Raw genomic sequence first — 25,229 nt, 5'->3', positions numbered from 1 at the left:
CGCCCAGGCCGCCGAAATGCCCCAGGCCAAGACCGCCACCACCGCGGCCGCCACCGGCGACAGCCACACCACCCCCAAGACCGGCACCGCCAACAACCTCGACGGCTGGATCAAGCAGTCCCTGCAGATCATGAAGGCCAAGGGCATCCCCGGCAGCTACGACGGCCTCAAGCGCAACATCATGCGCGAGTCCGGCGGCAACCCCACCGCCCAGAACAACTGGGACGTCAACGCCAAGCAGGGCACCCCCTCCAAGGGCCTCCTTCAGGTCATCGACCCCACCTTCAACGCCTACCACGTCGACGGCACCGCCCACAGCGTCACCGACCCCGTCGCCAACATCACCGCCGCCGCCAACTACGCCGCCCACCGCTACGGCTCCATCGACAACGTCAACTCCGCCTACTGAGGCGTCACCGCGCGGCCAACGCCGCGTGGCCTCAAGACGGTGTCCGGGACCAGCGGTTGAGCGTCTCGCCGGCACGGTCGTAGGTGAGCCAGGTGCCGTCACCGAGTGGGCGCACTTCTCGGTTTACGGGGCCTGTGGGATACGCCAGCGATCCGCGTATGTCCAGGGTGCGGGCGTCCAGCAGCCAGTGGCGGGCTCGTTTCGGGCCGTCGTCGGATTCGATCGTCGAGGCGATGACGGTGTCGGCGTCGACGAAGCCGCAGCCGTGCACCCAGCGCCGGTCCTCGTCGTCGGCCGGCTCGCGCGCCCCCTCGGCGAGCACCGTGCCGTCCAAGGCGTGCAGTCGCAGGTCCGCTCCGTAGTGCTCGACCGTCAGGAAGCCCGGATGGCCCGCGTGAACATCCGCCAGGATGCGGTCCATTGTCTCGTTCAGGTCCCAACTGGTCAGCTTCTCGCCGTCCCAGCGCGCCCAGTACAGCAGGATGCCGTCCTGGCCCATGCCGATGCACAGACCCATGTGGACACCGTCCGGGTGGGAGAGGTGGTGCGAGCCGGAGGCCACGCTGTCCAGCGGCAGCCGGGCCAGCTCTCGTCCGTCACGGGCGTCCAGGACGACCCAGCACTCCTGCCAGTTCCCCGCTTCCGGCTCGACCACGACGTGTGCCCACACGAGCCGGCCGTCGTCCGAGACGCGGCATGATCCATGCTCCAGGCCGCGGCACACCTCCTGCTCGTCCCCCGTGTGGAGGTGGCCGATCTCGGGCCCCCAGCAGGCGTGCCGGTACTCCCACAGCGTCTCTCCGCCCACGCCTGTCGCCCGCACCGCGCGCTGGCCCGAGAACACCGCGAAGGAACCGTCGGGGCTGACCGAATGGACGCCCATGTCCCAGCCCGGCCAGGGAAGCGGGAAGACGGCAGCCGGTGCGTGCTCCCCCGCGAAGACCTCGGACAGGTCGTAGACCTCCAGCTCGTGCCCGTTCTGGAGCAGGGCGCGGCCCGGCCCGTCGCCACGGCCTTCGAGGGCGAAGCCGTTGACGAGGGAGTCTCCATCCGGCAGCCGCACCGAGTCGCGCAGATGTGCAGTGATCGACATGGGCTGAAGGTAACGGACGCATCTGACAGCCTGGTCGCTCCCCGTGTCAGCCCTCGTCCAGCACCGCCCGGATCACGTGCCGGGCGTTGTGTGCCATCGCGGGGTTCGTCTTCCGGTAGTAGGGCAGTGCGATCAGTGCCTGCGAGAGTGTCCGGCCGCGGCCCCGGATCCAGGTCGGCTCGTCGACGTCGAGCGCCTCGCGGAAGACCTCCCTGGCGTCGGCCGGCAGCAGATTCCACGCGGGGAACAGATCGCAGGCCGGATCTCCCACGCCCATGCACCCGAAGTCGATGACCGAGGCCAGTCGGCCGCCGTCGACCAGCAGGTTGCCCGGCATCAGATCGGCGTGCAGCCACACCGCCGGCCCGTCCCAGTCCGGGGCGCGCAGCGCCTGCTCCCATACGGCGGTCACGGCATCGCAGTCGACGTCCTCCTGCGGGATCCCGCGCAGTTCCTCGATCGCCGCCCGGGTTTCCGCTTCGAGCGAGGCGACGGGCCCGCCCCGGTACGCCTGAGGCGCGGCCGGCAGCGTGAGGCTCCGCATCGCCGCCACGAACGCGGCCAACTCCTCGGCCAACAGAACGGGTTCGCTGAGCGCCCCCGCTTCGGGATGCTCTCCGTCCAGCCACCGGTACACCGACCACGGCCACGGATACCCCTCGGCCGGCTTCCCCGCCCCGAGCACCTCGGGGATGCGTATGGGCAGGTGAGGTGCGAGGCGCGGCAGCCATTGCTGTTCCATCGACACGTCGTCGGCCCCGCCCCGCACCAGGGGCAGCCTGACGACCATGTCGTCGCCCAGCCGGTACATGGCATTGACCGTGCCACCCGACGGCCACCGCTCCACCCGCAGTCCCGCCCACTGGGGGAACTGTCCGGCGATCAACCGTCGTACAAGGCCGTCGTCAATGGGATGCATGCCTGGATGCATCTGCCCCGCGCTCATGGTCGGCATCCGACCACCGGACGCCGACAGGCGTCAAACACCTTTCCACGAGCGCACCTTTCCGCGAGCGCACCTTCCCGGCGGCTCTTCCGCACGCAGACGGACGTACCACGCAGACTCACGTCCTCAGTGCTGGCAGTGCTCGCACCACACGGTGCGGCGGCCGGAGACGCGGCGTGAGCTGAGGGGGGTGCCGCAGCGCGGGCATGCCGGTTCGGTGTCGTCGCGGTGGCCGGTGAGCCAGTTGCGGCGCGGCGGCACGCGTCCGGCGCGGGTGGCGGTGGAGAGCACCCGTCGCATCGCCGTGAAGACGTGACGCGCCTCGTCGTCGCCGAGTTCCCGTGCCGGGCGCCCGGGGGCCACGCGTGCCCGCCAGAGGATCTCGTCGCTGAGCAGGTTTCCGAGCCCGGCGATGAGGCCCTGGTCCATCAGCACGCCCTTGATCGCACCGCGCCGCCCGGAGAGCAGCTCCAGGAAGGCGGGGCGCTTCATGTCGAGGGCGTCGGGGCCCAGCGGCGCGAGCAGGCGCTCCAGTGCCCGCTGGTCGGGGGCGAGCCGTATGCCCTGGAGCTTGCGCTGGTCCCGGTAGCGGAGCTGCCGTTCGCCGTCGAGGGTCAGGACGACCCGGTCGTGCGGGTCGAGCGGATCGTCCGCCCGGGCGGACAGCAGCTCGCCGGTCATGCCGAAGTGCCAGACGAGCGCCGGACCGTCACCGACCGGGACGACCAGCAGCTTGCCGTGGCGGCACGGCTGTCCGAGCCGCCGTCCCTCCACCTCCCGTCGCAGACGCTTCGCGGTGACCCCGCGCAGGACTCCCGTGTCGCGGACGTCGACGTGGCGGACGCGCCGGCCCCGGCCGCAGGTGTTGAGTACGTCGCGGAAGCCCTCGACGTCGGGCAACTCCGGCATCTCTGCCTCCCGAGTGTGTGAGGTCGCACGGTCGAAGCAGGTCGCCCTGCGGCCGGTTCCGCGGTTCAGCGCATGGCCGCCGAGAAGTCAGCGGTCCTCGTCGTTGCGGGCGCTTGCGTCGCCGTTCTTCAGTACGTCCGCGACGATGCGCAGATCCGCGACGAGGCCCTCGTAGACCGGCGTGCGGTCGTCGGCGCGCAGGACGGCGGAGGGGTGGATGGTCGCGACCAGCCCGGTGATCCCCTCGTCGGCCTCGCCGGAGCCGTCGAGGCCGGGCCAGGGCAGGAGGGCGCCGCGCTGCTCGGACACCCGGAATCCCGAGCCGAGCAGGGCCTTGCCCGCCGTCGCGCCGAGCGCGACGACCACCTTCGGTGACACGACCCGCAGTTCGGCCACGAGCCAGGGCCGGCACGCCGTCATCTCCCGCAGGCTCGGGGCCTTGTGGATACGGCGCTTGCGGCCTTCCGGGATCGTGAACTTGAAGTGCTTGACCGCGTTGGTGACGTACACGTTCTCCGGGTCGATGCCCGCGTCCTCCAGGGCGCGCCTCAGCACCCTGCCCGCGGGGCCGACGAACGGCTTGCCCTGCCGGTCCTCCTGGTCGCCGGGCTGCTCGCCGAGGAGCAGGACTCCCGCGTCGGCGTCTCCTTCGCCGAACACCGTCTGGGTGGCGTCCCGGTACAGGGGGCAGCCGCGGCACTGCGCGGCCGCCTTCCGCAGTCCCGGCAGACCGGCGCGCTCGCCCGGGAGGTAGGGCGTCGCGTCGTGCTCGTGTCCGTTCTGGTCTCCGCGGCCCCCGGTTCCTGTGCTGCCCATGACGTTCCTCGCTCCCCGTGCGCCCGTCCTCGTCACCCGGCGGGCCTTCCCGGTCCGAGTACCCCGGCGGGCGGGAAGTGCGCGGGTGTATCCGTACGGCGGTTCGAGGCAGCCGGTCGGGGGCGGTCACCCGACGTGCGTCCAGGTGATCCCGTCCCGCCCGCTGAGTGCTTCCACGGCCGTGTCGACGGCCAGCGGGAGCGGCAGCGGCGAGCGCGAGCGGATGCGGCTCAGTGCCTGGTGCGAGCGGATCAGGCTGGCGAAGTCACGGGGGTACGCGGCGGCGTCCACGCCGGTCAGGATTCCGATCTTGCGGGCCCGGGCGGCCGTGCGCCGCCAGTCCTCCGAGCCGGCGAGCCCGATCGAGTCGGTGCCGTGGTTGAAGAGCAGGACGCGGATCTCGTCGTACGGGTCGGTGGTGTCGAGGTAGTGCTCGAGTCCGGCCCGGGAGGCCTCGGTACCGAAGACGGACCAGTACGGGACCGAGCCCGTGCGGAGCGTCTGCCAGGGGTCGAGGAGCAGGAACGAGTCGACCAGGAGGCGGCCGGTGGGTACGCCGCGCTCGGCGTACGTGGCGCGGTAGAGGTCGGCCACGGCGGGGCTGAGCCGCTCCGGGGTGTCGAAGCGCAGGACGTCCAGGCGGAGCCGGTTCCGTCGCGCGTGGGCCGACAGGTCGTCGAGCAGCGCGCGTTGCGTGCCCCACTCGGCTTCGGGGCTGTCGCCGTCGGGTGCCGGCGGGTCCCAGCGGCGCGCAGGGGCGTCGTAGCGGGCGAGCAGGTCGGCGACGCGTGGGCCGCCCCGGTGGTACTCCTCGGGCGTGGCGTCGCCGAGGGCGCCGAACTGGAAGACGTACCGGTCGTCGACGGTCGTCGTGGGCCAGCCCAGGGTGCAGTCGACGGCGACGAGCAGGCCGCCCGGCGCCAGCCGCTCGCCGATGAACCGGCGGTACGCCTCGGGCAGGCGGTGCCACTTGACCCGGAAGTAGGTCATGCCGGCGATCATCAGGCGGTCCTGGTTGGGGTCGTGCATGTGGTGCAGGACGAGGTCCGGGTTGGCCGCGAGCAGGGCCCGGCCGGCGTCGCGGGCGGCGGCCAGGTCGCCGCGCGCGTCGTCCGGGGCGACGTGGTGGCGGCGTACGGGCACGAGCAGTGTCTGCGGCAGCCACGCGGCGTCGAGCGCGGCGGCCAGATGGATCAGGGCGCCGTTGGCGGAGCCGACGAAGACCACCGGGTAGCGGCGCCGGGGATAGTGACCGGTGATCCATTCGGCGAGTGCCGGGGAGCTCACCTCGCCCGCCCGGCGCATCGGGACGGCCTCGGCCCAGCCGCTGACGGCGTAGACCCGTTCCTGGACGGCGGTCGGCAGGTGGTTCAGGCTTCCGAGCAGGCCGGACAGCGGCGGCTCGAGGGCGGCGGGCAGGCTGCCGATGGCCGGGACGTCCCGGCCGGTGAGAAACCGGGACAGTGCCCGCAGCATGCCGGTGGCCGAGTCGAAGGCGGCGACGGTTCTGGACGCCTTCACCGCGCTGCCCTCCCCGCCTCCGGGAGTCCGTCGGTGTGCGCTCCGGCCTCCGGGTCCAGGGCGTGGGTGAGGAAGTCCCGGACGAGATCGGCGAGCGCGTCCGGCTGCCGGTACGGCACCATGTGGCCGGCCCGCGGTACGACGGCCAGCCGTCCCGCGGGCAGCAGCCGGGTGGCCTCCTCGGCCCACTCCTGGGGAACCATCCGGTCCTGGGCGCCCCGGACCACCAGGGCGGGCACGGGGACGTGCGGCAGCTTGTCCTCGACGCGGTCGCGCAGGGATTCGGCGAACGCACCGGCCACGCGGCGCGGTCCCGCGTCCCGGTAGTCGGCGATGTTGAGCGGGGCCATCGAGGGCCGTTCGTGGGGTGCGTTGCGGGCCCAGCGCAGCACCTGATGGAGGAAGCCGCGGGCTGCGGGGTCGACGGTCGGGCCTACGAGGACCAGCGCGGCGACGCGTTCGGGACGGCGTACGGTGAAGTCGACGGCGACCTGGCAGCCGAAGGAGGAGCCGAGCAGCACCGCCGGGTCCAGGTCGGCCGCGGCCAGCCAGTCGTCCAGCGAGTCGGCGAGCGCCCGCAGTCCGAGCGGCTGTTCGCTCCCGTAGCTGGGATCTTGGCTGGCGCCGAAGCCCGGAAGGTCGACGGCCCACGCGTCGTGGTGCGGAGCGAGGGCCTCCAGGAAGGGCAGGAACTCCCGGCTGGAGACCCCGGCGCCGTGCACGCACACCACCGGTGGTCTCCGGCCGGGATCCCGCCACGCGGTCAGCCGCGTGCCCCGGATCTCCCTCGTGATCCGCCGCATCTTCCGTGCTCACTCGTTGGGCCGCGCCGCGCTGATGCCCCCGAGCGCGGAGCCGGGGTCACGGTCGATGGCCAGGTCTCCCAAGGAGACGATGCCGACGGCGTGATCGCCCTCGACCACCGGCACACGGCGTACGGCCCGCTCGCGCATCAGCGCGATGACCTGGTCGACGTCGTCTTCGGGGGCCACGGTGATCAGGTCCTCGCTGCACACGTTCGCCACGGTGCGGTCACCGATGGTGCCGCCTTCCGCCATGACGCGGACGACGAGGTCCCGGTCGGTCACCACTCCGCGCAGGTGGCCTTCGTCGACCACCAGCACGTCGCCGACATCCTTACTGCGCATCAGCTGGGCGACGTCGATCACCGAGGTCAGCGGCGCCACCGTGACGAGGTCCGTGGTCATGATCTCGCGCACCTGCTGGGTCATGGTTCCTCCTTCCAGGCAGGGACGGGGGACGCCGATGCGGCATCCCGCCTCCCGAGTACCCGTAGCGCGCGTCGCGCAACGCGGGATCGGTCCGCGCCGGTTCAGCCGCGCGCGGGTGGCCGGCCCCAGTGACGGTGTGCCGCGATGGCCGCCACCAGCGCGTGGGCGAAGTCCGTGCCCGCGATGTCCGGGGTGACGTCCGTGATCACGCCCTGGTCGGCCACCATGTGGTGCGGTTCGGTGGACAGGTGCAGGCCCTCCGGTCCCAGGGCCGACAGGACGTCCACGCCGTTGCCCAGGGCCGCCACGGGCTTGCCGTGCCGGTAGGCGTCCCGGACGAAGCGCATCGCGTCCGGGTCGGCGGTCAGCGGCGAAGTGCCGGTGGACGTGCCGGGCACGACGACGGCGTCGTACAGCACGGACGCGACGGTCGGCAGCGCTCGGTCGACCGCGCAGGGTTCGCCGTCGGCCGCCGGTACGGTGCCGTCGGCCGCGACCAGGACCTCCACGATCGCGCCCTCCGGTTCCAGCAGCTGTCGTACGGACGTGACCTGCCGGCCGTCCACTCCGTCGGCGGCCGGCACGGCGACGCGCCGGGTGCGGATCGATCCGTCTCCGGGCAGTGCCTCCAGGCTGAGGGCGGGCGAGGACTGCTTGGAGGCCGGCTCCTTGCCGTCGGACGGCTCGGGCACCCCGATGCCCCGGGCCACCTGGTTCGCCAGTTCGCCGTCCACCTGGGCGAGTTGCTCGACCGTACGGGCCCGCACGTGCGGCGCCCCGACCTTGCCCAGTTCGAACCGGAAGGCCTGCACGATGTGCTGTTTCTCCCAGTCGGACATACTGTTCCAGAACAGCGCGGGCTGACTGTAGTGATCCAGGAAACTCGGGCTGCGGCGGCGGATCTTGGCGCCGTCGACGCGCTCCGCGTAGTGCGTGAAGGCCGTGGAGTCGGCGCCCGCGGGGGCGGGGCAGCCGCCGCCGAGGGAGTTCGGGAAGTAGTTCGTGCCCCGGTGGATCGTGCTCTGGTGGTAGCCGTCGCGCTGGTTGTTGCGTACGTCCGCCACCGGGCGGTTCACCGGCAGCTCGGTGAAGTTTGGTCCGCCCAGCCGGATCAGCTGCGTGTCCAGGTAGGAGAAGTTGCGGGCCTGGAGCAGCGGATCGTTGGTGAAGTCGATCCCGGGCACGACGTTGGCCGTGTGGAAGGCGACCTGCTCGGTCTCGGCGAAGAAATTCTCCGGATTGCGGTCAAGGACCATCCGGCCGATCGGCCGGACCGGCACCTGCTCCTCCGGGATGATCTTCGTGGCGTCCAGCAGATCGAAGTCGAAGGCGAACTCGTCCTCCTCCGGCACGAGTTGCACACCCAGTTCCCACTCCGGGTACTGGCCCGCCGCGATCGTGTCCCACAGGTCGCGCCGGTTGAAGTCCGGGTCGCGGCCCTGGCACTCCTGCGCCTCGTCCCACACCATCGAGTGCGCCCCGAGCCGTGGCTTCCAGTGGAACTTGACGAACGTGCCGCGTCCGTCGGCGTTCACGAACCGGAAGGTGTGCACGCCGAAGCCCTGCATCATGCGGAAGCTGCGCGGGATCGCCCGGTCCGACATCAGCCACATCACCGCGTGGAGGGATTCCGGCTGGAGGGAGACGAAGTCCCAGAACGTGTCGTGCGCGGAGGCGCCGGTCGGGATGTCGTGTACCGCTCCTGGTCCTCCCGGGACAGCTTTTTGATGTCAAGGTCGTCGTGCCGCTTCTCACGCGAGCGCAACTCGCGTTCACCGGCCAGCCGGCCGTCCTCGGAGCGCACGGTCCGCTCGTATTCCGGGCCGAACCGCTCCTGCAGCCGCCGACGCCGCATCATGATCCACACACCTGCGCCGAGCAGGGCCAGAATGATCACGACGGGAACGATGATGGCGACAAGCGTTTCGGTGGTGGACATCGGGACCTCCTCATGCCGTCACGTTTTCCGCACCGCGATTACCCGGTCGAGTCCTGGACATGCGCCGTCAGCGCGAAGCGTCGGCAAAAGGGATGGACCGGACCAATGGGGGCATATTCCTCTTGCGGGGACTCCGGCTGGACTCAGGCAGGGAGGAGGCGCGCGTTCCCGTGGACGCTGAAGAGCCGGCGACGGGCCGTGACGCGATCGCAGCGGCCCGGGAGGAACGGCTGATCGTCGAGATGCGGCCCGATGCCCGGACGGACACCGTCGTGCTGGTCATGAACGGAGAGGTGGACCACGACTCGGCCGGGCCCCTGACGGATGCCCTGGAGGAGGGAATCGGGGCAGGGCGGATCATCGCCGATTGTTCCGGGCTGCGGTTCTGCGATTCGACCGGGCTGAACGTCCTGCTCAAGGCCCGGCTGCGGATGCTGCACCGCGGTGGACGCCTGGATCTCGCCGGGCTGCGCCCGCCCGTGGACCGCATGTTCGAGATCACGGGTGCCGATCATGTCTTCCGGGTGTTCCGGAACGTCGAGACGGCGCTCGCGGACGACGGGGCCGGCACATGACCGCGGTGGGCGGAGCCGGCGGAGGGAGCATGACGACGCAAGGCGCCGGCCACGAACAGGTACGACGGCTCGTCCTGCACGGCACGAGCGGCGTGGTGACGCGCTGTCGTGACTACACGGCGGCGGCGCTCGCCGACTGGGGCTGGCTCCCGGCCACCACACCGGATGCGCGCGAACGAGTCGAGGACGTGCTGCTGCTGGTGTCGGAGGTGGTCACCAACGCCTGTCTGCACGCCGGCGGCCCGGAGGAGTTGGTCCTGCGGCACGACGCCGGGCGGCTGCGCGTGGAGGTGGCCGACGGCAGCCCGGAGTTCCCGCGCCCTGCGGCGCACCGCTCCCCCGCGCTGCCCGGCGGTCACGGTCTCATGGTGCTGGACCGGCTGGCCGGCGCGTGGGGGTGCGCGGCCAGGCCCGGCCGCGCCCCCGGCAAGGTCGTATGGCTGGAGGTCAGCCGGCCCGCCGGGCCGGAGTCGCTTCGGACGCGGTCGGACCGTCGTCGACCAAGCCCGCTCTGAGTTCGTCCAGGATCCGCTTCAGCAGGCGCGAGATGTGCATCTGCGACACGCGCAGACGCTCACCGATCTGCGCCTGGGTGAGCTCCTCGCCGAAACGCAGCGACAGGATGAGGCGGTCGCGCGCGCACAGGCGGGCGATCAGCGGCTTCAGCGACTCGAAGTCCTCGACAAGGTCGTACGACGGCTCCGATGCGGCCAGGTGGCGCTCCGCGAGACCCTGCGCGTCGGTGTCGTCGTCCGTGACCGGCGTGTCCAGGGAACGGGCGACATAGCCGTTCGCGGCGCGTTCGCCCTCGGCCACGCGCTCCTCGGTGAGCTGCATCTGGGCGGCGAGTTCGCCGCGGCTCGGCCGGTGTCCGAGGCGCTGCTCCAGGCAGTCGGTGGTCCTCGCCAGCTCGATCCGCAGTTCCTGGAGCCCGCGGGGGACCCTGACCGCCCAGGTGGAATCCCGGAAGAACCGCTTCATCTCGCCGACGATCGTCGGCAGGGCGAAGGCCGTGAACTCGATGTCGCGGTCGGGGTCGAAACGGTTGATCGCCTTGATCAGACCGATCGTGCCGACCTGGATGACGTCCTCCGTCGGCTCGGCGTGGTCCCTGAACCGCCGGGCGGCGAACTTGACGAGACTGAGGTTCAGTTCGACCAGGGTGTTCCGCACGTAGGCGTGCTCGGGCGTGCCCTCCTCGAGTTCGCGCAGACGGGCGAAGAGGGCCGCCGACAGGGAGCGTGCGTCCCGCGTCGTGACCTCGGTGGGGCGCGCGATCTCGGGCAGTCCGGCCAGTGCCTTGCGGCGCATGGCCGCGCCTGTGTCGCGGCTGGGGGTGAGGGACGTCTGCGGGGTGGACATGAGGCTCCTTCGACGGTGGCGGTGGGCCCCCGCCGCGCCGCGCGCGGGCGGGAACCGTCGGCCGAGCGTCTTGTAGTCCGGTTTCCCGTTCGATCTGGTTTGACACGGGATGAACCGGAAAGCGGCGGCATATGACCAGGCACCAGCGGCGTCCGGCCGGGGACCGCTCGTTGCGCTACGACCTTCCGTCGGGGCCCGGAGTGGTCGCGCACTGCCGCGCTCTCACCCGGCGGGCGCTGCGCGAGTGGTTCGGATCCGCGGGCGAACCAGGCCGCAGGGCGGCCGACGACGCCGTGCTGCTGGTGTCCGAGCTGGTCACGAACGCCTGCACGCACGGGGGCGTGCCGACCGAACTGCAACTGACCGGATCCGAGCGGGCACTGTGGGTGCAGATCAGCGACACCAGCGCGGTGGTCCCCCATCCGCACGGCCGGCATCACGCCGCCCGCGCCTCGGGCCACGGCCTGTATCTCGTCCAACGGCTCGCGGCGCACTGGGGTTGCCTGCCCGGCTGCCACGGCGGCAAGGCCGTCTGGTTCGAGGTGGACATCGTTCCGGATCAGTAGTCGGGCTCCGGAGCGGTAGTCGGGCTTCCGACCGGTGGCAGAGCAGAGACGCCGGTGGCAGAGCAGAGACGCCGAGGACTCGGACCGGTCGTAGAGTGAAGACGCGGTGCGTGACCGTCTTCCGACACCCGGCCCCTCTCTTCCCGCGCATCGCCCTCTCCTGCGAGGTGGCCTCATGGAGAACCGCAGAGCAGCACACCTCGGCCCGGCCCCGCCAGCCACCGGCGCGGGCGACGACGGACTGCGCCGGCTGCTCGACGGGCTCACCGCCGTGCGGGACGGGGATCTCTCCGTCCGGCTCGCCGAGGACTGCGGCGGGATCCTCGGTGACATCGCCGTGGTCTACAACGACATGGTCGACCGGCTCTCCCTGCTCACCGCGGAGGTCTCCCGCGTCGCCGGGGAGGTGGGACGCGAGGGCAGGCTCGGCAGCCGCGTGCGGGCGCCGCGGGCGAACGGTGTGTGGCGGGACCTCACCAGCGGCTTCAACGCGATGGCCGACAACCTCACCCTGCAGGTGCGCTCCATCGCCGAGGTGGCGACCGCCGTCGCGGGTGGCGACCTCACCCAGAAGATCCGGGTGGAGGCGCGCGGCGAGATCCTGGATCTCAAGGAGACGATCAACACCATGGTCGACCGGCTCTCGTCCTTCGCGGAGGAGGTCACCCGCGTGGCGCGCGAGGTCGGTACCGACGGCAACCTGGGCGGGCAGGCCACGGTCCGCGGAGTGTCCGGGACCTGGAAGGACCTCACCGACAACGTCAACTCCATGGCCGACAACCTGACCAACCAGGTGCGCAACATCGCTCAGGTCACCACGTCGGTCGCCCAGGGCGACCTGACCAGCCGCATCGACGTCGCCGCACGCGGCGAGATCCTGGAGCTCAAGACCACGATCAACACCATGGTCGACCAGCTGTCGTCGTTCGCCGCCGAGGTGACCCGCGTGGCGCGCGAAGTGGGGACGGAGGGGAAACTGGGCGGGCAGGCCACCGTCCACGGGGTGTCCGGGACCTGGAAGGACCTCACCGACAACGTCAACGAGCTGGCCGGCAACCTCACCCGGCAGGTCAGGGCCATCGCCGAGGTCACGAGCGCCGTGGCCGAGGGGGATCTCACCCGCTCCATCACCGTCGACGCCCCCGGCGAGGTGGGCGAACTGCGCGACAACATCAACGCGATGGTCGAGTCGCTGCGCGCCACCACCCGCGCCAACCAGGAGCAGGACTGGCTGCAGACGAATCTGGCCAGGATCACCGGACTGCTGCAGGGCACCCGCAGCCTGCCCGAGATGGCCGAACTGATCATGGCGGAGGTGCCGCCGCTGGTCTCGGCGCAGTACGGCGCCTTCTTCGTCGCCGAAGAGCAGGAGAGCGGAACCGAGCTGGTCATGGAGGCCGGGTACGGGCTCCCGGAGCCGCCCGGGTCCGGCGCGCCGCGCCGGTTCCGCCTCGGCCAGGGCCTGGTGGGCCAGGCCGCCCGCGACCGGCGCACCGTGCTCGTCGAATCGGTGCCCCCGGGGTACGCGACGGTCTCCTCCGCCGTCGGCTCGGCGGAGCCCGCGGCGCTCATCGTGCTGCCGATCGTGGTCGAGGACCTGGTGCTCGGCGCCGTCGAACTCGCGGCCCTGCACAGGTTCACCACCCTGCACCGCGACTTCCTCGACCGGTTCGTGGTGAGCGCCGGAGCCGTCCTCAACTCGCTGGTGGCCAATCTGCGTACCGACGAACTGCTGGCCCAGTCGCGGAATCTCGCGGACGAACTCCGTTCCAGGACCGATGAGTTGCAGGTCCGGCAGCGGGAACTCCAGCAGTCCAACGCCGAACTGCAGGAGCAGGCCGCGCTCCTCGCCGACCGCAACCGGGACATCGAGTCGAAGAACCGGGTCATCGAGCAGGCCCGGCAGGAACTGGAGGCCCGGGCCCAGCAGTTGGCGCGCACCTCCCGGTACAAGTCCGAGTTCCTGGCCAACATGAGTCACGAGCTGCGGACACCGCTGAACAGCCTGCTGACCCTGGCCCGCCTCCTCGCCCAGAATCCCGAGGGCAACCTGACGAAGAAGCAGGTCGACTACGCCCAGGTCATCCACTCGGCCGGTTCCGATCTGCTCCAGCTGATCAACGACATCCTGGATCTGTCCAAGGTGGAGGCCGGCCGGCTGGAGGTGCGGCGGGAGCCGTTCGCCCTGTCCCAGCTCCTGCAGCATCTGCGGGCGACGTTCGATCCCGTCGCGGAGGAACGCGGGCTCGACTTCACCGTCTCCGTGGCCCGGGACGTGCCCGACCACCTCACGAACGACGCCGCGCGGCTGCGTCAGGTGCTGGGCAACCTGCTCTCCAACGCGATGAAGTTCACCGAGACGGGCGGCGTCACGCTGACGGTCGAACCCGCCGGCGCCGCAGAGACGCCCGTCGAGCTGCGCGGCGCCGAACCGGTGCTCGCCTTCCGCGTCACCGACACCGGGATCGGCATCCCCGCGGATCGCCTCCAGCGCATCTTCGAGGCCTTCCAGCAGGGCGACGGCACCACCGCCCGCCGTTACGGCGGCACCGGCCTCGGTCTCTCCATCAGCCGTGAGGTCGCCACGCTCCTCGGCGGTGCCATCGGGGTCGAGAGCACGCCGGGCCACGGCAGCCGCTTCACGCTCTACCTCCCCGAGCACACGGCGAGTCCCGCCCCCGCCACGGCCACCCCGGACGGGGACCTGCAGGCCCAGAAGCTCACGCTCCCGCTGTCCTCCGGCCCCGGCGGCACGGCGGCCCCGGCCGGCGCGACCGTGCTGGTGGTCGATGACGACGCCCGGAACGTCTTCGCTCTCACCGAGGTGCTGAGGAGCGACGGCCTGCGCGTCCTGACCGCCGACGGCGGACGCCGGGCCCTCGACCTGCTGACCGAGCACAGCGAGATCGGGCTCGTACTGATGGACATCATGATGGCCGGCATGGACGGATACGAGACGATCAAGGCGATCCGCAAGCTCCCGGCCGGCGAGAGCCTCCCGGTGATCGTCGTCACCGCGAAGGCGATGCCCGGCGACCGCGACCAGGCGCTGGAGGCCGGGGCCGACGGCTATCTGGCCAAGCCGATCGACGAGACGGAACTGCTCACCATGATCCGTGCCCGGCTGCCGAAGTGACGGCCCCCAGAGTGACGGCCAGGCTGACGGCCCGCCAATGGAGTGGCCCCGCCGGTGGAGGCGGCCCCGCGGCTCACCGCACTCCAATCGCGACGACGCACGTGTCGTCGTCGGTGTCCCCCACGGCCGACCGGAGGAGTCCGTCGACCAGCGACTCCAGCCGTTCGGTGCCCGCGAGATCCTCCACCGCGGCGACGAGGCGGCGGAGCCCGGGCCCCAGCCCGTCCCGCCGGCGCTCCACCAGACCGTCCGTGTAGAGGAGCAGCGTGTCCCCCGGACGCAACGCGATCCGGCTCTCCTCGTAGCGGAACGACGGCACCGCACCCAGCAGGATGTCCCGGGGAGCCTCCAGCAGTTCCGCCCGGCCGTCCCTGAGCAGCAGCAGGGGCAGGTGTCCGGCGCTCGACCAGACGAGTTCCCCGGCGTCCGGGTCGTACATGGCACACACCGCCGTCGCCGTCGTCGCCGCACTGGTCCGCAGCGTGACCTCGTTGAGCCAGCCCATCAGCCGGCCGGGCGGCCGGCCGGTGAAGGCGAGCGCCCGCTGGGCGTTGCGCAGCGCGACCATGCCGGTGACGGAGTCGATGCCGTGCCCGGCGATGTCGCCGACGGCCACCAGCACCTTGCCGTCCGGCAACGGCAGCACGTCGTACCAGTCGCCGCCGACCTGATACTCCTCGGCGGCCGGACGGTAGCGGGCCGCGACCACGAGGCCGCCGGGCAGGTCCTGGAAGCCGGGCACCTCGGGGACGATGGCCTGCTGGAGCTGGAGAGCCAGCCGGTGCCGTAGCTCGGCCTGGTCCCGGACCGCGGTCAGATGCTCGAAGGTGGCACTGAGCGCGAGTTCCGTGCGGTGGATCGCCGACTCGTCCTGGTACACGCCGACGAATCCGGTGACCGTCTCCCCTTCGAGCAGCGGTTCCGCCACCACCCGGACATGGCGCACCGACCCGTCCGGGCACACGATCCGCAGCACCGACTGCGCGCCTCTGCGGGCTTCCATGAGGGAGCGCAGCAGTTCGGTGAGCACGCCGTCGTCCCCTGGGTGGATCAGTCCGCGCAGCGCCAGCAGGGGCACCGGGGCGTCTCCTCGTTCCCTCCCGAACATGGCGTAGGCCTGTTCGGACCACACGGTCTCGCCGCCGGTGAGGCTGTCCTGGAAGGTGGCGACGCTCTGCAGCCCGGACACGGCTCGGCCGATCGCGAGGCCGGGGTCGGCGACGGTGTTCCACAGGAGCACCGACCGCTCGTCCCCGGCCGGCAGCACGCGCACGTCCAGCAGGGGTGCGGGTCCCGCGTCGTGCTCCGGGCGGGCGGTCACCGGAAGCCGGGCGGCCCGCTGCGGGTGGCGGTTGTGGCGGGACCGCCGGACGAGCCGGCTGAGCGCCTCGTGGGCCTGGGGGAAGGCACGCGACAGGTCCCTGTCGTCGGCCGGGAGCACTCCCCCGAGGGCGGCGACGGCCTCCTCGTTGACGTGTTCGACGAGCACGGTCCCGATCGCGTCGCTCGTCCGCAGCAGCGCCGCCGGATGGGCGAGGGCGTCGAGGACGTCGACCAGCACCGGGACGGACGCCTGCGCGGTGTCGGGGCGGTCCAGGACGGTGACGGCCATGTCCATCAGGTCGGTGACGGCGCGCCGTAGCGAGGCGTCCAGCGGTGCGGGGCCGGGCCAGCCCACCAGGGCCAGGCCGACCGTCTCGCCCTGACGGCGCAGGGGCAGCAGCGCCCTGGCCGCGTCCGCCCGTGCGCCGGGCATCAGGCGGCCGTCGGCCGGGCCGCTCTCCAGCCAGAGGGGCACGCCGTCGTCGAGGACGACGCGGAACGGCTCGGGAGCGGCCGGCGGTATCCACTGCCAGGCCGTGGCTTCGGCGGCTCCGATCCCCGCGTGCCCGGCGAGGCATAGACAGCCCGAGTCGGCCGGCCGCCACAGCCACAAGCTGTCGGCCCCGAGCGGCCGTAGAGCACCGTCCAGCAGGGTGCGGGCCGCGTCGCCGACGCTGTCGGTCACCTCGGCCGCCGTGACGGTACGGCGCTGGTGCCGGGCCTGGAGCGGCTGCACCGGGCTCGGCGCGACCAGCGGGTCGCCCGGCGCCGCGACCGAGTTCACGACGTCCGCGGCGAGATCGACGGGTGACAGCCCGGTCGTCCTGGCGAGGTTGTCGACCTGAGCGGCCGCGTCGACGGTGGAGACGCCGAGCTGCGCGGCGAGAATGCCCGTGGCCAGATCGATCAGATGGCGGCACGCGTGGTCGGCCGACAGCCGCTCGTCGTCCCCGGCCCGGCCGGTGAATCCGGAATCGGCCCCGATGGCGGGCGCGCCCTCGGGCACCGCGTGAAAGGTCACCGCGACCTCCGTTCCGCCGTCGCACGGACGTCCGGAGCGGGCGCTCGCACACCTCCGGATTTTACGCGCCCGGAATGAACACCAGGGCGCCCCGCGGGCCCGCATGAACGGCGCTCAGCAGGGCAGTCGGCGGTGAGAGTGGCGAGAACGGCGGATCAGGTCGGAGGGCGGCCGCAGTGAAGGGCACTGACGGTGATGGCGACCGGGACTCCAGGGCCCGGGATGTGCGGACGCGCGTCACCGTCCTCGTCGCCCTCGCGGCCAACCTCGTGATCGCCGCGGCGAAAGCGGTCGCCGGCACCGTCGCCGGGTCCCCCGCACTGCTCTCGGAGGCGGCCCACTCGGTCGCGGACAGTCTGAACGAGGTGTTCCTGCTCATCGCGGTGCGCCGCAGCAAGCGCCCCGCCGACGACCGGCACCCGTTCGGCTACGGCAAGGAGCGCTACTTCTGGGCCTTGCTGGCCGCCGTGGGGATCTTCGTCATGGGCGGCTGCTTCTCGGTCTATCAGGGCGTCCAGGCCATGCGAACGGGCCCGCACGAGTCGCTGACCGGCTACCTGGCGGGGCTCGCGGTGCTCGCGGTGGCGCTGCTGGCCGACGGTGCCTCCCTGGTCCGCGCCCTGTACCAGGCGCGCCGGCACCAGGAGGGCGCGACCGACCCGGCGCTGCGCACGGTGATCGCGGAGGACGCGACAGCCGTGGCGGGCGTACTCCTCGCGGCCGCCGGTATCGGGCTTCACCTGGCGACCGGGAAGGTGGTCTGGGAGGCCGGCGCCTCGATCGGCATCGGGATCCTGCTGGTGTGCGTGGCCTACCGGCTCGCGTGGGAGGCGCGCGACCGGCTGATCGGCGAGGCGGTCGACACGCGGCTGCGCGACCGGATCGGTGACTTCCTCAGCGCCCAGGACGAGGTCGACCAGGTCGCCGCGCTGCTGACGATGCGGCTGGGGCTGGACTCGATCCTCGTGGCCGCCCGGGTCGACCTGGCCCCCGGCCAGGACAGCGAGGAGGTCGAGCTGGTCTGTGTCCGGCTCAAACGGCGGATCAGCGACCAGTGGCCGCAGGCCGAGCATGTGTTCCTGGACATCACCGAGGCACCCGGCCCCGCGGACTGGCGCGCGTCGGCGTTCACCGCCCCCGTCCCGGGCCCTGGCGGCCGGCTCTCCCGCCTGCTGGGACGCGGCCGGCGCCAGGGCCCGTCTTCCGGATCCTGCCGGGATCGCGGGCCCGGGCCCGGGCCCGGGCCCGTGGAGGGACGGCGAACGGGCACGGCTTCCTGACCGCGCGCGTGGTCGCGGTGCGGCGCGGCAGGCGTGCCCGGGCGGTGACCGGGTACTCGCTGGGCGGTCACGGACGAGGCAGCGACGGCGAGGTGGTGGCATGGTCACCGATCACCGGGCATCCGCACAGGGCGGCAGGACACCGGCCACGGTGCCGGACCGCTTCCCGGACTCCGACGCGGCGGCGCTGGAGGCCGCACTGCGCCGCGAGGTGGCGGCCGAGGTCCGCTTCGACGCCGGAAGCCGGGCCGCCTACTCGACGGACGCGTCGAACTACCGGCAGGTCCCCATCGGCGTCGTGGTGCCCTACGACATCGACGCCGGCGCGGCGGCGGTCGGGGTGTGCGCACGATTCGGCGCGCCGGTCCTGTCGCGCGGCGGCGGTACCAGTCTCGGGGGACAGTGCACCAACACCGCCGTCGTCATCGACTGGACGAAGTACTGCCACGGCCTGGTGTCCGTGGAGCCGGGGCGGTCCCGGTGCGTCGTCGAGCCCGGCATCGTGCTGGACGAGCTGAACCGTCGCCTGGGCACGTACGGGCTGCGGTTCGGCCCGAAGCCGGCCACGCACAGCCACTGCACGCTCGGCGGCATGATCGGCAACAACGCGTGCGGTGCCTCCGCCCAGGCCTACGGCAAGACGGTGGACAACGTCCGGCGGCTGGAGATCCTCACCTACGACGGCACCCGGTGCTGGGTCGGGCCCACCGATCGGGCGGCCTTCGAGGCGGTCGTCCGGGGCGGGGGCCGACGCGCGGAGCTGTACCAGGGGCTGCGCGGGATCGTCGACCGGAATCTCGCGGACATCAGAGTCGGGTTCCCGCACATCCCCCGCCGGGTCTCCGGCTACAACCTGGACTCCCTGCTCCCGGAGAACGGCTTCGATCTCGCCCGGGCGCTCGTGGGCAGCGAAGGCACGCTCGTGACGGTGCTGCGCGCCGAACTGGACCTCGTGCCGGTGCCGAACGCCGAGGCCATCCTCGTCCTCGGCTACGACGACATCTGCCAGGCCGCCGACGACGTGCCCCGAATCCTGGCGCACAGCGAACCCGCTCAACTCGAGGCACTCGACGGGCGCATGGCGCAGCTGATGCGCGAGGAGCACGCCTATCTCGGCTCTCTGGAGCGCTTCCCCGAAGGGGAGAGCTGGCTGCTGGTCCAGTTCACCGGGGACAGCGAACGCGATGTCGATGCCCAAGGCCAGGAACTGCTGCGGGCGTTGGGGCGCCGTGAGCAGGACCGGACGGTGGCCTTCTCCGACGATCCCGAGCGCGAGCACATGCTCCTCAAGGCGCGCGAGGCGGGACTCGGCGTGACGGCGCGGCCCCCGGACGAGCGCGAGACCTGGGAGGGCTGGGAGGACTCGGCCGTCCCGCCGGACCGGCTGGGCGACTATCTGCGCGACCTGACGGAGCTGTTCACCGAGTTCGGCTACGACCGTCCCTCCCTGTACGGGCACTTCGGCCAGGGGTGCGTCCACACCCGTATCCCGTTCGATCTGAGGAGCGCCCAAGGGGTCGCGCACTTCCGTGACTTCCTCGTCCGCGCCACCGATCTCGTCGTCTCCTACGGCGGTTCGCTGTCGGGCGAGCACGGGGACGGCCAGGCCCGCGGTGAGCTGCTGCCGCGGATGTTCGGCGAGCGCGTCGTCGCCGCTTTCGGCGAGGTCAAGGCGTTGTTCGATCCTCAGGACAGGATGAATCCCGGCAAGGTGGTGGCCCCGCACCGGGTCGACGACGACCTGCGTCTGGGGCCTGCCTGGCGCCCGCACGGCACCACCGGCACGCATTTCGGTTTCCCGGACGACGGCCGCTCCTTCACCACGGCCGTCATGCGCTGCGTCGGCATAGGCAACTGCCGTACGCACACGGGCGGCGTGATGTGCCCGTCCTACCGGGCGACCTACGAGGAGGAGCACTCGACCCGGGGGCGGGCCCGGCTGCTCTTCGAGATGCTCGACGGCCACGGGGACTCCCCGGTCACCGACGGCTGGCGCTCGACCGAGGTGCGGGACGCCCTCGACCTGTGTCTGTCCTGCAAGGGCTGCAAGTCCGACTGTCCGGTCGGGGTGGACATGGCCACGTACAAGGCCGAGTTCCTGGCGCACCACTACGCTCGCCGGCTGCGGCCTGCCGCGCACTACTCGCTGGGCTGGCTGCCGTTGTGGGCCCGACTGTCGCGGCTCGCTCCGGAGCTGGTGAACTCGTCCCTGCACGCCCCCGGCCTCGCGCCGCTGGGCAAGCGGCTTGCCGGGGTGGCGGTGGAGCGGGAGGCACCGGCGTTCGCACGGCGGTCCTTCGTACAGGAGTGGCGGGCGCGCGGCGGGCCCGAGCCGGATCCCGCCGACGAGCGCGCGGTCCTGCTGTGGCCCGACACCTTCACCAACTACTTCCGCCCGTCGGTGGGCCGTTCGGCGGTCCGGCTGCTGGAGGAGGCCGGTTTCCGGGTCGCCGTACCGGTCTCCCCCCTGTGCTGCGGCCTCACCTGGATCTCCACGGGCCAACTGGCCACCGCCAAACGCGTGTTGCGCCGCACACTCGGCCGGCTGCGGCCCTGGATCGAACAAGGTGTCCCCGTCGTGGGCCTGGAGCCGTCGTGCACCGCGGTCTTCCGCTCGGACGCCGCCGAACTGCTCCCGGACGACGAGGACGCCCGGCGGCTCGCCCGGCAGTGCCGCACGCTCGCCGAGATCCTCGTCGGCGACACGCCCGACGCATGGCATCCGCCCCGAGTGGGCAGGCGTGCGACAGTGCAGACGCACTGTCACCAGCACGCGGTGATGAAGTTCGACGCGGATCGCGAGTTGATGCGCCGGGCGGGCATCGACGCCGAGGTCCTGGACGAGGGCTGCTGCGGCCTGGCCGGCAACTTCGGCTTCGAACGCGGCCACTACGACCTGTCCATGGCCGTCGGCGAGCTGGGCGTCCTGCCCGCCGTGCGCCGGACTCCGGACGACGCGCTGGTGATCGCCGACGGATTCAGTTGCCGTACTCAGATCGAACAGGGCCGTACCGGCCGTCGCCCCCTGCATCTCGCGGAGGTCCTGGCGGGTGCCGTGGACGGCCCTTCGCCGGCCGGGGCCGAGCGGCCCGGGGGCCGGCCCACCTGATGAAGGGAAGCCTTCGACATGAACGTGTCCGACTACATCCTGCAGCGACTGCGCGACTGGGACGTGAGGCACGTCTTCGCCTACCCGGGCGACGGCATCAACGGCCTGCTCGCCGCCTGGGGCCGCGCCGACAACCAGCCCGCCTTCATCCAGTCCCGGCACGAGGAGATGTCCGCGTTCGAAGCGGTCGGCTACGCCAAGTTCTCGGGACGGCCGGGCGTGTGCGCGGCGACGTCGGGCCCCGGCGCCATCCATCTCCTCAACGGCCTCTACGACGCCAAGCTGGACCACGTGCCCGTCGTGGCGATCGTCGGCCAGACCGACCGCAGTGCCATGGGCGGCTCCTACCAGCAGGAAGTCGACCTGATGAGCCTCTACAAGGATGTCGCCGGCGCCTACTGCGAGATGGTCACCGTCCCCGAACAGCTGCCGAACGTCCTCGACCGGGCGCTGCGCACCGCCCAGGCCCTGCGCACCGTCACCGCGATGATCGTTCCGGCGGACGTGCAGGAGCTGGAGTACTCCGCGCCGGAGCACGCGTTCAAGATGGTTCCCTCCAGCCTGGGCTTCGTGCGTTCCGCGCCGGTCCCGGCCCAGGAGGAACTCGACGAGGCGGCCCGGATCCTGAACGAGGGTCACAAGGTCGCCATCCTGATCGGGCAGGGAGCGCGGGGCGCCCAGGACGAGGTCCGCAGGCTCGCCGACGTGCTCGGCGCCGGCGTCGCCAAGGCCCTCCTCGGCAAGGACGCCCTGCCCGACGACCTGCCCTATGTGACGGGTGCCATCGGGCTGCTCGGCACCCGGCCCTCGTACCAGATGATGCGGGACTGCGACACCCTGCTGGTGATCGGGTCCAGCTTCCCCTACACGCAGTTCCTGCCGGAGTTCGGCCAGGCGCGGGCCGTGCAGATCGACATCGACCCGTTCATGGTGGGGCTGCGCTACCCGTTCGACGTGATCCTGGTCGGCGACGCCCAGCAGACGCTCACGAGGCTGCTGCCGAAGCTGCGGACGAAGGAGCACGGACCCTGGCGCGCGAAGATCGAGAAGGACATCGGTCGGTGGTGGGAGGTCATGGCACGCCGGGCCGAGGTGGACGCGGACCCGGTCAACCCCGAGTACGTCGTCCACGCGGCGGACGCGCTGCTTCCCGAGGACGTGATCCTGGCCTCCGACTCGGGATCGGCCGCGAACTGGTACGCCCGGCACCTGCGGATGCGCGGATCGATGCGCGGGTCGCTGTCCGGCACGCTCGCCACCATGGGTCCGGGAGTGCCCTACCTCATCGGCGCCAAGTTCGCCCATCCGGACCGGCCGTGCGTCGCCGTCGTGGGCGACGGTGCCATGCAGATGAACGGCATGGCCGAACTGATCACCGTCGCCAAGTACTGGGAGGAGTGGGACGATCCCCGGTTCGTCGTCGCCGTCCTGAACAACCAGGACCTGAACCAGGTCACCTGGGAGATGCGCGCGATGGAGGGGGCCCCTCAGTTCCTGCCTTCGCAGGCCATCCCCGACGTGGCCTACGCGGACTTCGCCCGCTCCATCGGTCTGGGCGGCGTCCGGGTGGAGAAGCCGGACGGCGTCGAGGACGCCTGGCGCTCGGCGCTCGAGGCGGACCGGCCGTTCGTCGTCGATTTCCTGACCGATCCGGCGGTTCCGCCGATCCCGCCGCACGCCTCCCTGGACCAGATCGAGGCGGCGGCCCTGTCCGTCCTGAAGGGTGACTCCGACCGCGGCTCGATGGTCAAGCAGGGCTTCAAGGCCAAGGTGCAGGAACTCCTCCCCCGGCGCCATCCATGACGGCGGCGCTCACCAGTGACCCGCGGGTGACGGCCATCAGGGCGGCCGCCTACACGGTCCCCACGGACGCGCCCGAAGCCGACGGCACGCTCGACTGGGACGCGACGACGCTGGTCCTGGTGAGCGCGAGCAGCGGGGACGTGAGCGGCATCGGCTACACGTACGGCTCGCCCGTGACGGCCCAGGTCGTCACCGAGCACCTCGCCGGGCTGGTCGAAGGCCGCTGCGCCTGGGACGTCCCGGCGCTGAACGAGGCCATGAGCCGCGCGGTGCGCAATACGGGCCGTCCGGGCCTGGTCGCCGGCGCGATCTCGGCCGTCGACATCGCCCTGTGGGACCTCAAGGCGCGGCTCCTCGGGCTCCCGCTGGTCCGGCTGCTCGGCGCCTGCGCGTCCGACGTCCCGGTGTACGGCAGCGGCGGGTTCACGACGTACGACGACGAACAGCTGGACCGGCAGCTGCGCGGCTGGACCGAGGAACAGGGCATCCCACGCGTGAAGATCAAGATCGGCCAGTCGTGGGGCACGGAGGAGCGCCGGGACCTGGAACGCGTCGTACGAGCCCGGGCCTGCGTCGGGGACGGCGTGGAACTGTACGTCGACGCGAACGGCGCGTACGGCCGCAAGCAGGCGGCGCGTGTCGGCCGGCGACTCGCCGACGAAGGCGTCACCTGGTTCGAGGAGCCGGTCTCCTCCGACGACCTGATGGGGCTGGCGCAGCTGCGCGGCGCGCTCGCACTGGACATCGCGGCGGGCGAATACGGCTACACCCTCGCCTACTTCGGACACATGCTGCGTGCGGAGTCGGTGGACTGCCTGCAGGCCGACGCCACGCGCTGCGGCGGGATCACGGTCTGGCTGCGCGCCGCGGCCCTGGCCGAGTCCGCGGGCCTCGCCGTCTCCTGCCACTGCGCACCGCACGTCCACGCTCACGCGGCGGCCGCCGTCCCGAACCTGCGCCACCTCGAATGGTTCCACGATCACGTACGCGTCGAGCGGCTTTTCTTCACGGGCATCCTCGACCCGGCGGGCGGCCGGGTGAGCCCGGGAGCCGATGGCTCACCGGGGCACGGACTGGAACTGCGCGCGGCGCACGTGGACGCGTACCGCACGGCACGGTCATGAGGCGGCTTTCTGCGAGAGTGCTTCGACCAGTTCCTCGCGGTTCATGGAGGAGCGGCCGGGGATATCGGCCTTCGCCGCCAGTTCGTACAGCTCCGCCTTGCTCAGTGAGTCGACGGAGCCGGTCTCCTCGCGGCGCCGGCGCGCGGCAGAGGCCTTCGTCTTCGAGGCTGTCTTCTTCGAAGAGGTCGTTTTCTTCGCTGAGGCTGTCTTCTTCGACGCAGCCGTTTTCTTCGACGGGCCTCCCTTCTCCGACTGGCCGCCCTTTCCCGTCTGGCTGCCCTTTTCCGTCTTGGCCCGGTCGACGCTGGCCCGCAGCGCGTCCATCAGGTCGATGACATTGGTCGCCTCCGCGGGCTGTTCGGCCTTTTCGACCGTCTCACCCTTCTTCTTGCTCTCGACCAGATCCCGCACCTTCTCCTGGTACGTGTCGTGGAAGTCCTCCGGATTCCATTCCATGGTCAGTGAATCGATGAGCTGCTCGGCCATCTTCAGCTCGCGGTCGCTGCGCTTGGTCCGGCCGCCCGGCAGATGGTCGACCTCCTTGCGCGGGTCGCGGATCTCGTCCGGCCAGTGGAGTGTGTGCAGGGTGAGGATGCCGGCTTCGGCCTTGACGGCGACCAGGTACTCGCGGTTGCGCATGACGAATGTGGCGATTCCGGCCTTGTTCGCGTGCTCGAGCGCCTGCTCCAGCACCGCGTAGACCTTCTCGTACTGCTCGTCCTTGGGCCCGAGGTAGTAGGTCCGGTCGAAAAAGATCGGCTCGACGTCCTCCAGGTCCACGAATCCGCTGATCTCCAGCTGCCGTGACCGGCCGGGCGCGATGTCCTCCAGCTCACCGGGCTCGACGAGCACGTACTCGTCGCCGGCGTCGAAGCCCTTGACTATCTCGTCCAGCGGCACCTCCTCTCCGGTGCGTTCGTTCACGCGCTTGTTGCGGACACGGTCCGAGGTGCCTCGCTGGAGCTGATGGAACCGGATGGTGTGGCTGTCCGTGGCCGAGAAGAGCTGGACCGGCAGCGACACCAGACCGAAAGTCAGAGCCCCGTTCCATACCGCGCGTGCCAT

20 protein-coding genes and 1 pseudogene are annotated in these 25,229 nt (G+C 71.6%); 9 read left to right on the top strand and 12 right to left on the bottom strand.

The genetic code is table 11. The features are described 5' to 3' along the window. Window positions 1–409: transglycosylase SLT domain-containing protein (locus ABZ865_RS23745; RefSeq protein ID WP_361233597.1), on the top strand; the 409-nt coding region annotated here is incomplete at its 5' end. A 31-nt stretch (window positions 410–440) separates the two neighbouring features. On the opposite strand, the gene ABZ865_RS23740 is transcribed toward ABZ865_RS23745, so the two are convergent. The 9 genes and pseudogenes from ABZ865_RS23740 to ABZ865_RS23700 form a co-directional block, all read right to left on the bottom strand. Further along, window positions 441–1,502 (bottom strand): hypothetical protein, encoded by a 1,062-nt coding sequence (locus ABZ865_RS23740; RefSeq protein WP_361233594.1) that lies wholly within the window; start codon window positions 1,500–1,502, stop codon window positions 441–443. Between the two features lie 46 nt (window positions 1,503–1,548). Then, a complete protein-coding gene (locus tag ABZ865_RS23735) occupies window positions 1,549–2,448 on the bottom strand; it encodes an aminoglycoside phosphotransferase family protein (RefSeq protein WP_361233591.1) in 900 nt (299 codons plus the stop codon). A 126-nt stretch (window positions 2,449–2,574) separates the two neighbouring features. Then, on the bottom strand, window positions 2,575–3,357 hold the full coding sequence (locus ABZ865_RS23730; RefSeq protein WP_361233588.1) for a DNA-formamidopyrimidine glycosylase family protein: 783 nt from the start codon (window positions 3,355–3,357) through the stop codon (window positions 2,575–2,577). An 87-nt stretch (window positions 3,358–3,444) separates the two neighbouring features. After that, window positions 3,445–4,173: a UdgX family uracil-DNA binding protein gene (locus ABZ865_RS23725; protein WP_361233585.1), complete on the bottom strand. Its 729-nt coding sequence runs from the start codon at window positions 4,171–4,173 to the stop codon at window positions 3,445–3,447. A gap of 126 nt (window positions 4,174–4,299) precedes the next feature. Beyond that, window positions 4,300–5,694 (bottom strand): hypothetical protein, encoded by a 1,395-nt coding sequence (locus tag ABZ865_RS23720; protein WP_361233583.1) that lies wholly within the window; start codon window positions 5,692–5,694, stop codon window positions 4,300–4,302. Continuing rightward, window positions 5,691–6,497, bottom strand: coding sequence for an alpha/beta hydrolase (locus tag ABZ865_RS23715; protein ID WP_361233580.1), 807 nt, complete (start codon window positions 6,495–6,497; stop codon window positions 5,691–5,693). Before ABZ865_RS23715 ends, ABZ865_RS23720 begins: the two co-directional genes overlap by 4 nt. A 9-nt stretch (window positions 6,498–6,506) precedes the next feature. Next, entirely contained in the window at window positions 6,507–6,926 is a 420-nt protein-coding gene (locus ABZ865_RS23710) for a CBS domain-containing protein (RefSeq protein ID WP_361233577.1), read from the bottom strand. A gap of 101 nt (window positions 6,927–7,027) precedes the next feature. After that, window positions 7,028–8,620, bottom strand: a pseudogene (locus ABZ865_RS23705) (catalase); the annotation flags it as partial. Then, complete coding sequence (locus tag ABZ865_RS23700) at window positions 8,539–8,865, bottom strand: hypothetical protein (protein WP_361233575.1); 327 nt, start codon at window positions 8,863–8,865, stop codon at window positions 8,539–8,541. The gene ABZ865_RS23700 and the pseudogene ABZ865_RS23705, both read right to left, overlap by 82 nt. A 170-nt stretch (window positions 8,866–9,035) precedes the next feature. Between ABZ865_RS23700 and ABZ865_RS23695 the strand changes: the two genes are divergently transcribed. Both ABZ865_RS23695 and ABZ865_RS23690 read left to right on the top strand, forming a co-directional pair. After that, complete coding sequence (locus tag ABZ865_RS23695; RefSeq protein ID WP_361233572.1) at window positions 9,036–9,440, top strand: STAS domain-containing protein; 405 nt, start codon at window positions 9,036–9,038, stop codon at window positions 9,438–9,440. Window positions 9,441–9,469: 29 nt separating this feature from the next. After that, window positions 9,470–9,955, top strand: coding sequence for an ATP-binding protein (locus tag ABZ865_RS23690; protein ID WP_361233569.1), 486 nt, complete (start codon window positions 9,470–9,472; stop codon window positions 9,953–9,955). Here ABZ865_RS23690 and ABZ865_RS23685 read toward each other — a convergent pair. Further along, on the bottom strand, window positions 9,888–10,751 hold the full coding sequence (locus ABZ865_RS23685) for a SigB/SigF/SigG family RNA polymerase sigma factor (RefSeq protein WP_361233683.1): 864 nt from the start codon (window positions 10,749–10,751) through the stop codon (window positions 9,888–9,890). The two genes, ABZ865_RS23690 and ABZ865_RS23685, sit on opposite strands and share 68 nt — an antisense overlap. 182 nt (window positions 10,752–10,933) lie before the next feature. Between ABZ865_RS23685 and ABZ865_RS23680 the strand changes: the two genes are divergently transcribed. Together ABZ865_RS23680 and ABZ865_RS23675 are read left to right on the top strand one after the other, a co-directional pair. Then, window positions 10,934–11,368 carry an ATP-binding protein gene (locus ABZ865_RS23680; RefSeq protein ID WP_361233566.1) on the top strand — a complete coding sequence of 145 codons (435 nt, stop codon included), beginning with the start codon at window positions 10,934–10,936 and terminating at the stop codon, window positions 11,366–11,368. A 175-nt stretch (window positions 11,369–11,543) separates the two neighbouring features. Beyond that, the gene (locus ABZ865_RS23675; protein ID WP_361233563.1) at window positions 11,544–14,504 is read left to right on the top strand and encodes a HAMP domain-containing protein; all 2,961 of its coding nucleotides are present in this window, start codon (window positions 11,544–11,546) and stop codon (window positions 14,502–14,504) included. Between the two features lie 73 nt (window positions 14,505–14,577). Here ABZ865_RS23675 and ABZ865_RS23670 read toward each other — a convergent pair whose 3' ends face one another. Then, a complete protein-coding gene (locus ABZ865_RS23670) occupies window positions 14,578–16,848 on the bottom strand; it encodes a SpoIIE family protein phosphatase (RefSeq protein WP_361233560.1) in 2,271 nt (756 codons plus the stop codon). A gap of 224 nt (window positions 16,849–17,072) precedes the next feature. Here ABZ865_RS23670 and ABZ865_RS23665 point away from each other — a divergent pair, with 224 nt between their 5' ends. The 4 genes from ABZ865_RS23665 to ABZ865_RS23650 all read left to right on the top strand — a co-directional run bounded on the left by ABZ865_RS23665 (window position 17,073) and on the right by ABZ865_RS23650 (window position 24,164). After that, a complete protein-coding gene (locus ABZ865_RS23665) occupies window positions 17,073–18,128 on the top strand; it encodes a cation diffusion facilitator family transporter (RefSeq protein ID WP_361233558.1) in 1,056 nt (351 codons plus the stop codon). A gap of 100 nt (window positions 18,129–18,228) precedes the next feature. Beyond that, on the top strand, window positions 18,229–21,237 hold the full coding sequence (locus ABZ865_RS23660) for an FAD-linked oxidase C-terminal domain-containing protein (RefSeq protein ID WP_361233556.1): 3,009 nt from the start codon (window positions 18,229–18,231) through the stop codon (window positions 21,235–21,237). Window positions 21,238–21,255: 18 nt separating this feature from the next. After that, window positions 21,256–23,040 (top strand): thiamine pyrophosphate-requiring protein, encoded by a 1,785-nt coding sequence (locus ABZ865_RS23655; protein ID WP_361233554.1) that lies wholly within the window; start codon window positions 21,256–21,258, stop codon window positions 23,038–23,040. Further along, entirely contained in the window at window positions 23,037–24,164 is a 1,128-nt protein-coding gene (locus ABZ865_RS23650; RefSeq protein WP_361233551.1) for an enolase C-terminal domain-like protein, read from the top strand. Before ABZ865_RS23655 ends, ABZ865_RS23650 begins: the two co-directional genes overlap by 4 nt. Here ABZ865_RS23650 and ABZ865_RS23645 read toward each other — a convergent pair. Continuing rightward, entirely contained in the window at window positions 24,159–25,229 is a 1,071-nt protein-coding gene (locus ABZ865_RS23645) for a Ku protein (RefSeq protein WP_361233548.1), read from the bottom strand. The genes ABZ865_RS23650 and ABZ865_RS23645 overlap by 6 nt on opposite strands.

Source organism: Streptomyces sp. NPDC047085, assembly GCF_040643735.1.
In the GTDB taxonomy this organism is placed as follows: Bacteria; Actinomycetota; Actinomycetes; order Streptomycetales; family Streptomycetaceae; genus Streptomyces.
Note: the sequence above shows the minus strand (reverse complement) of the source record. Positions and strands in the feature narration are given on the sequence as shown.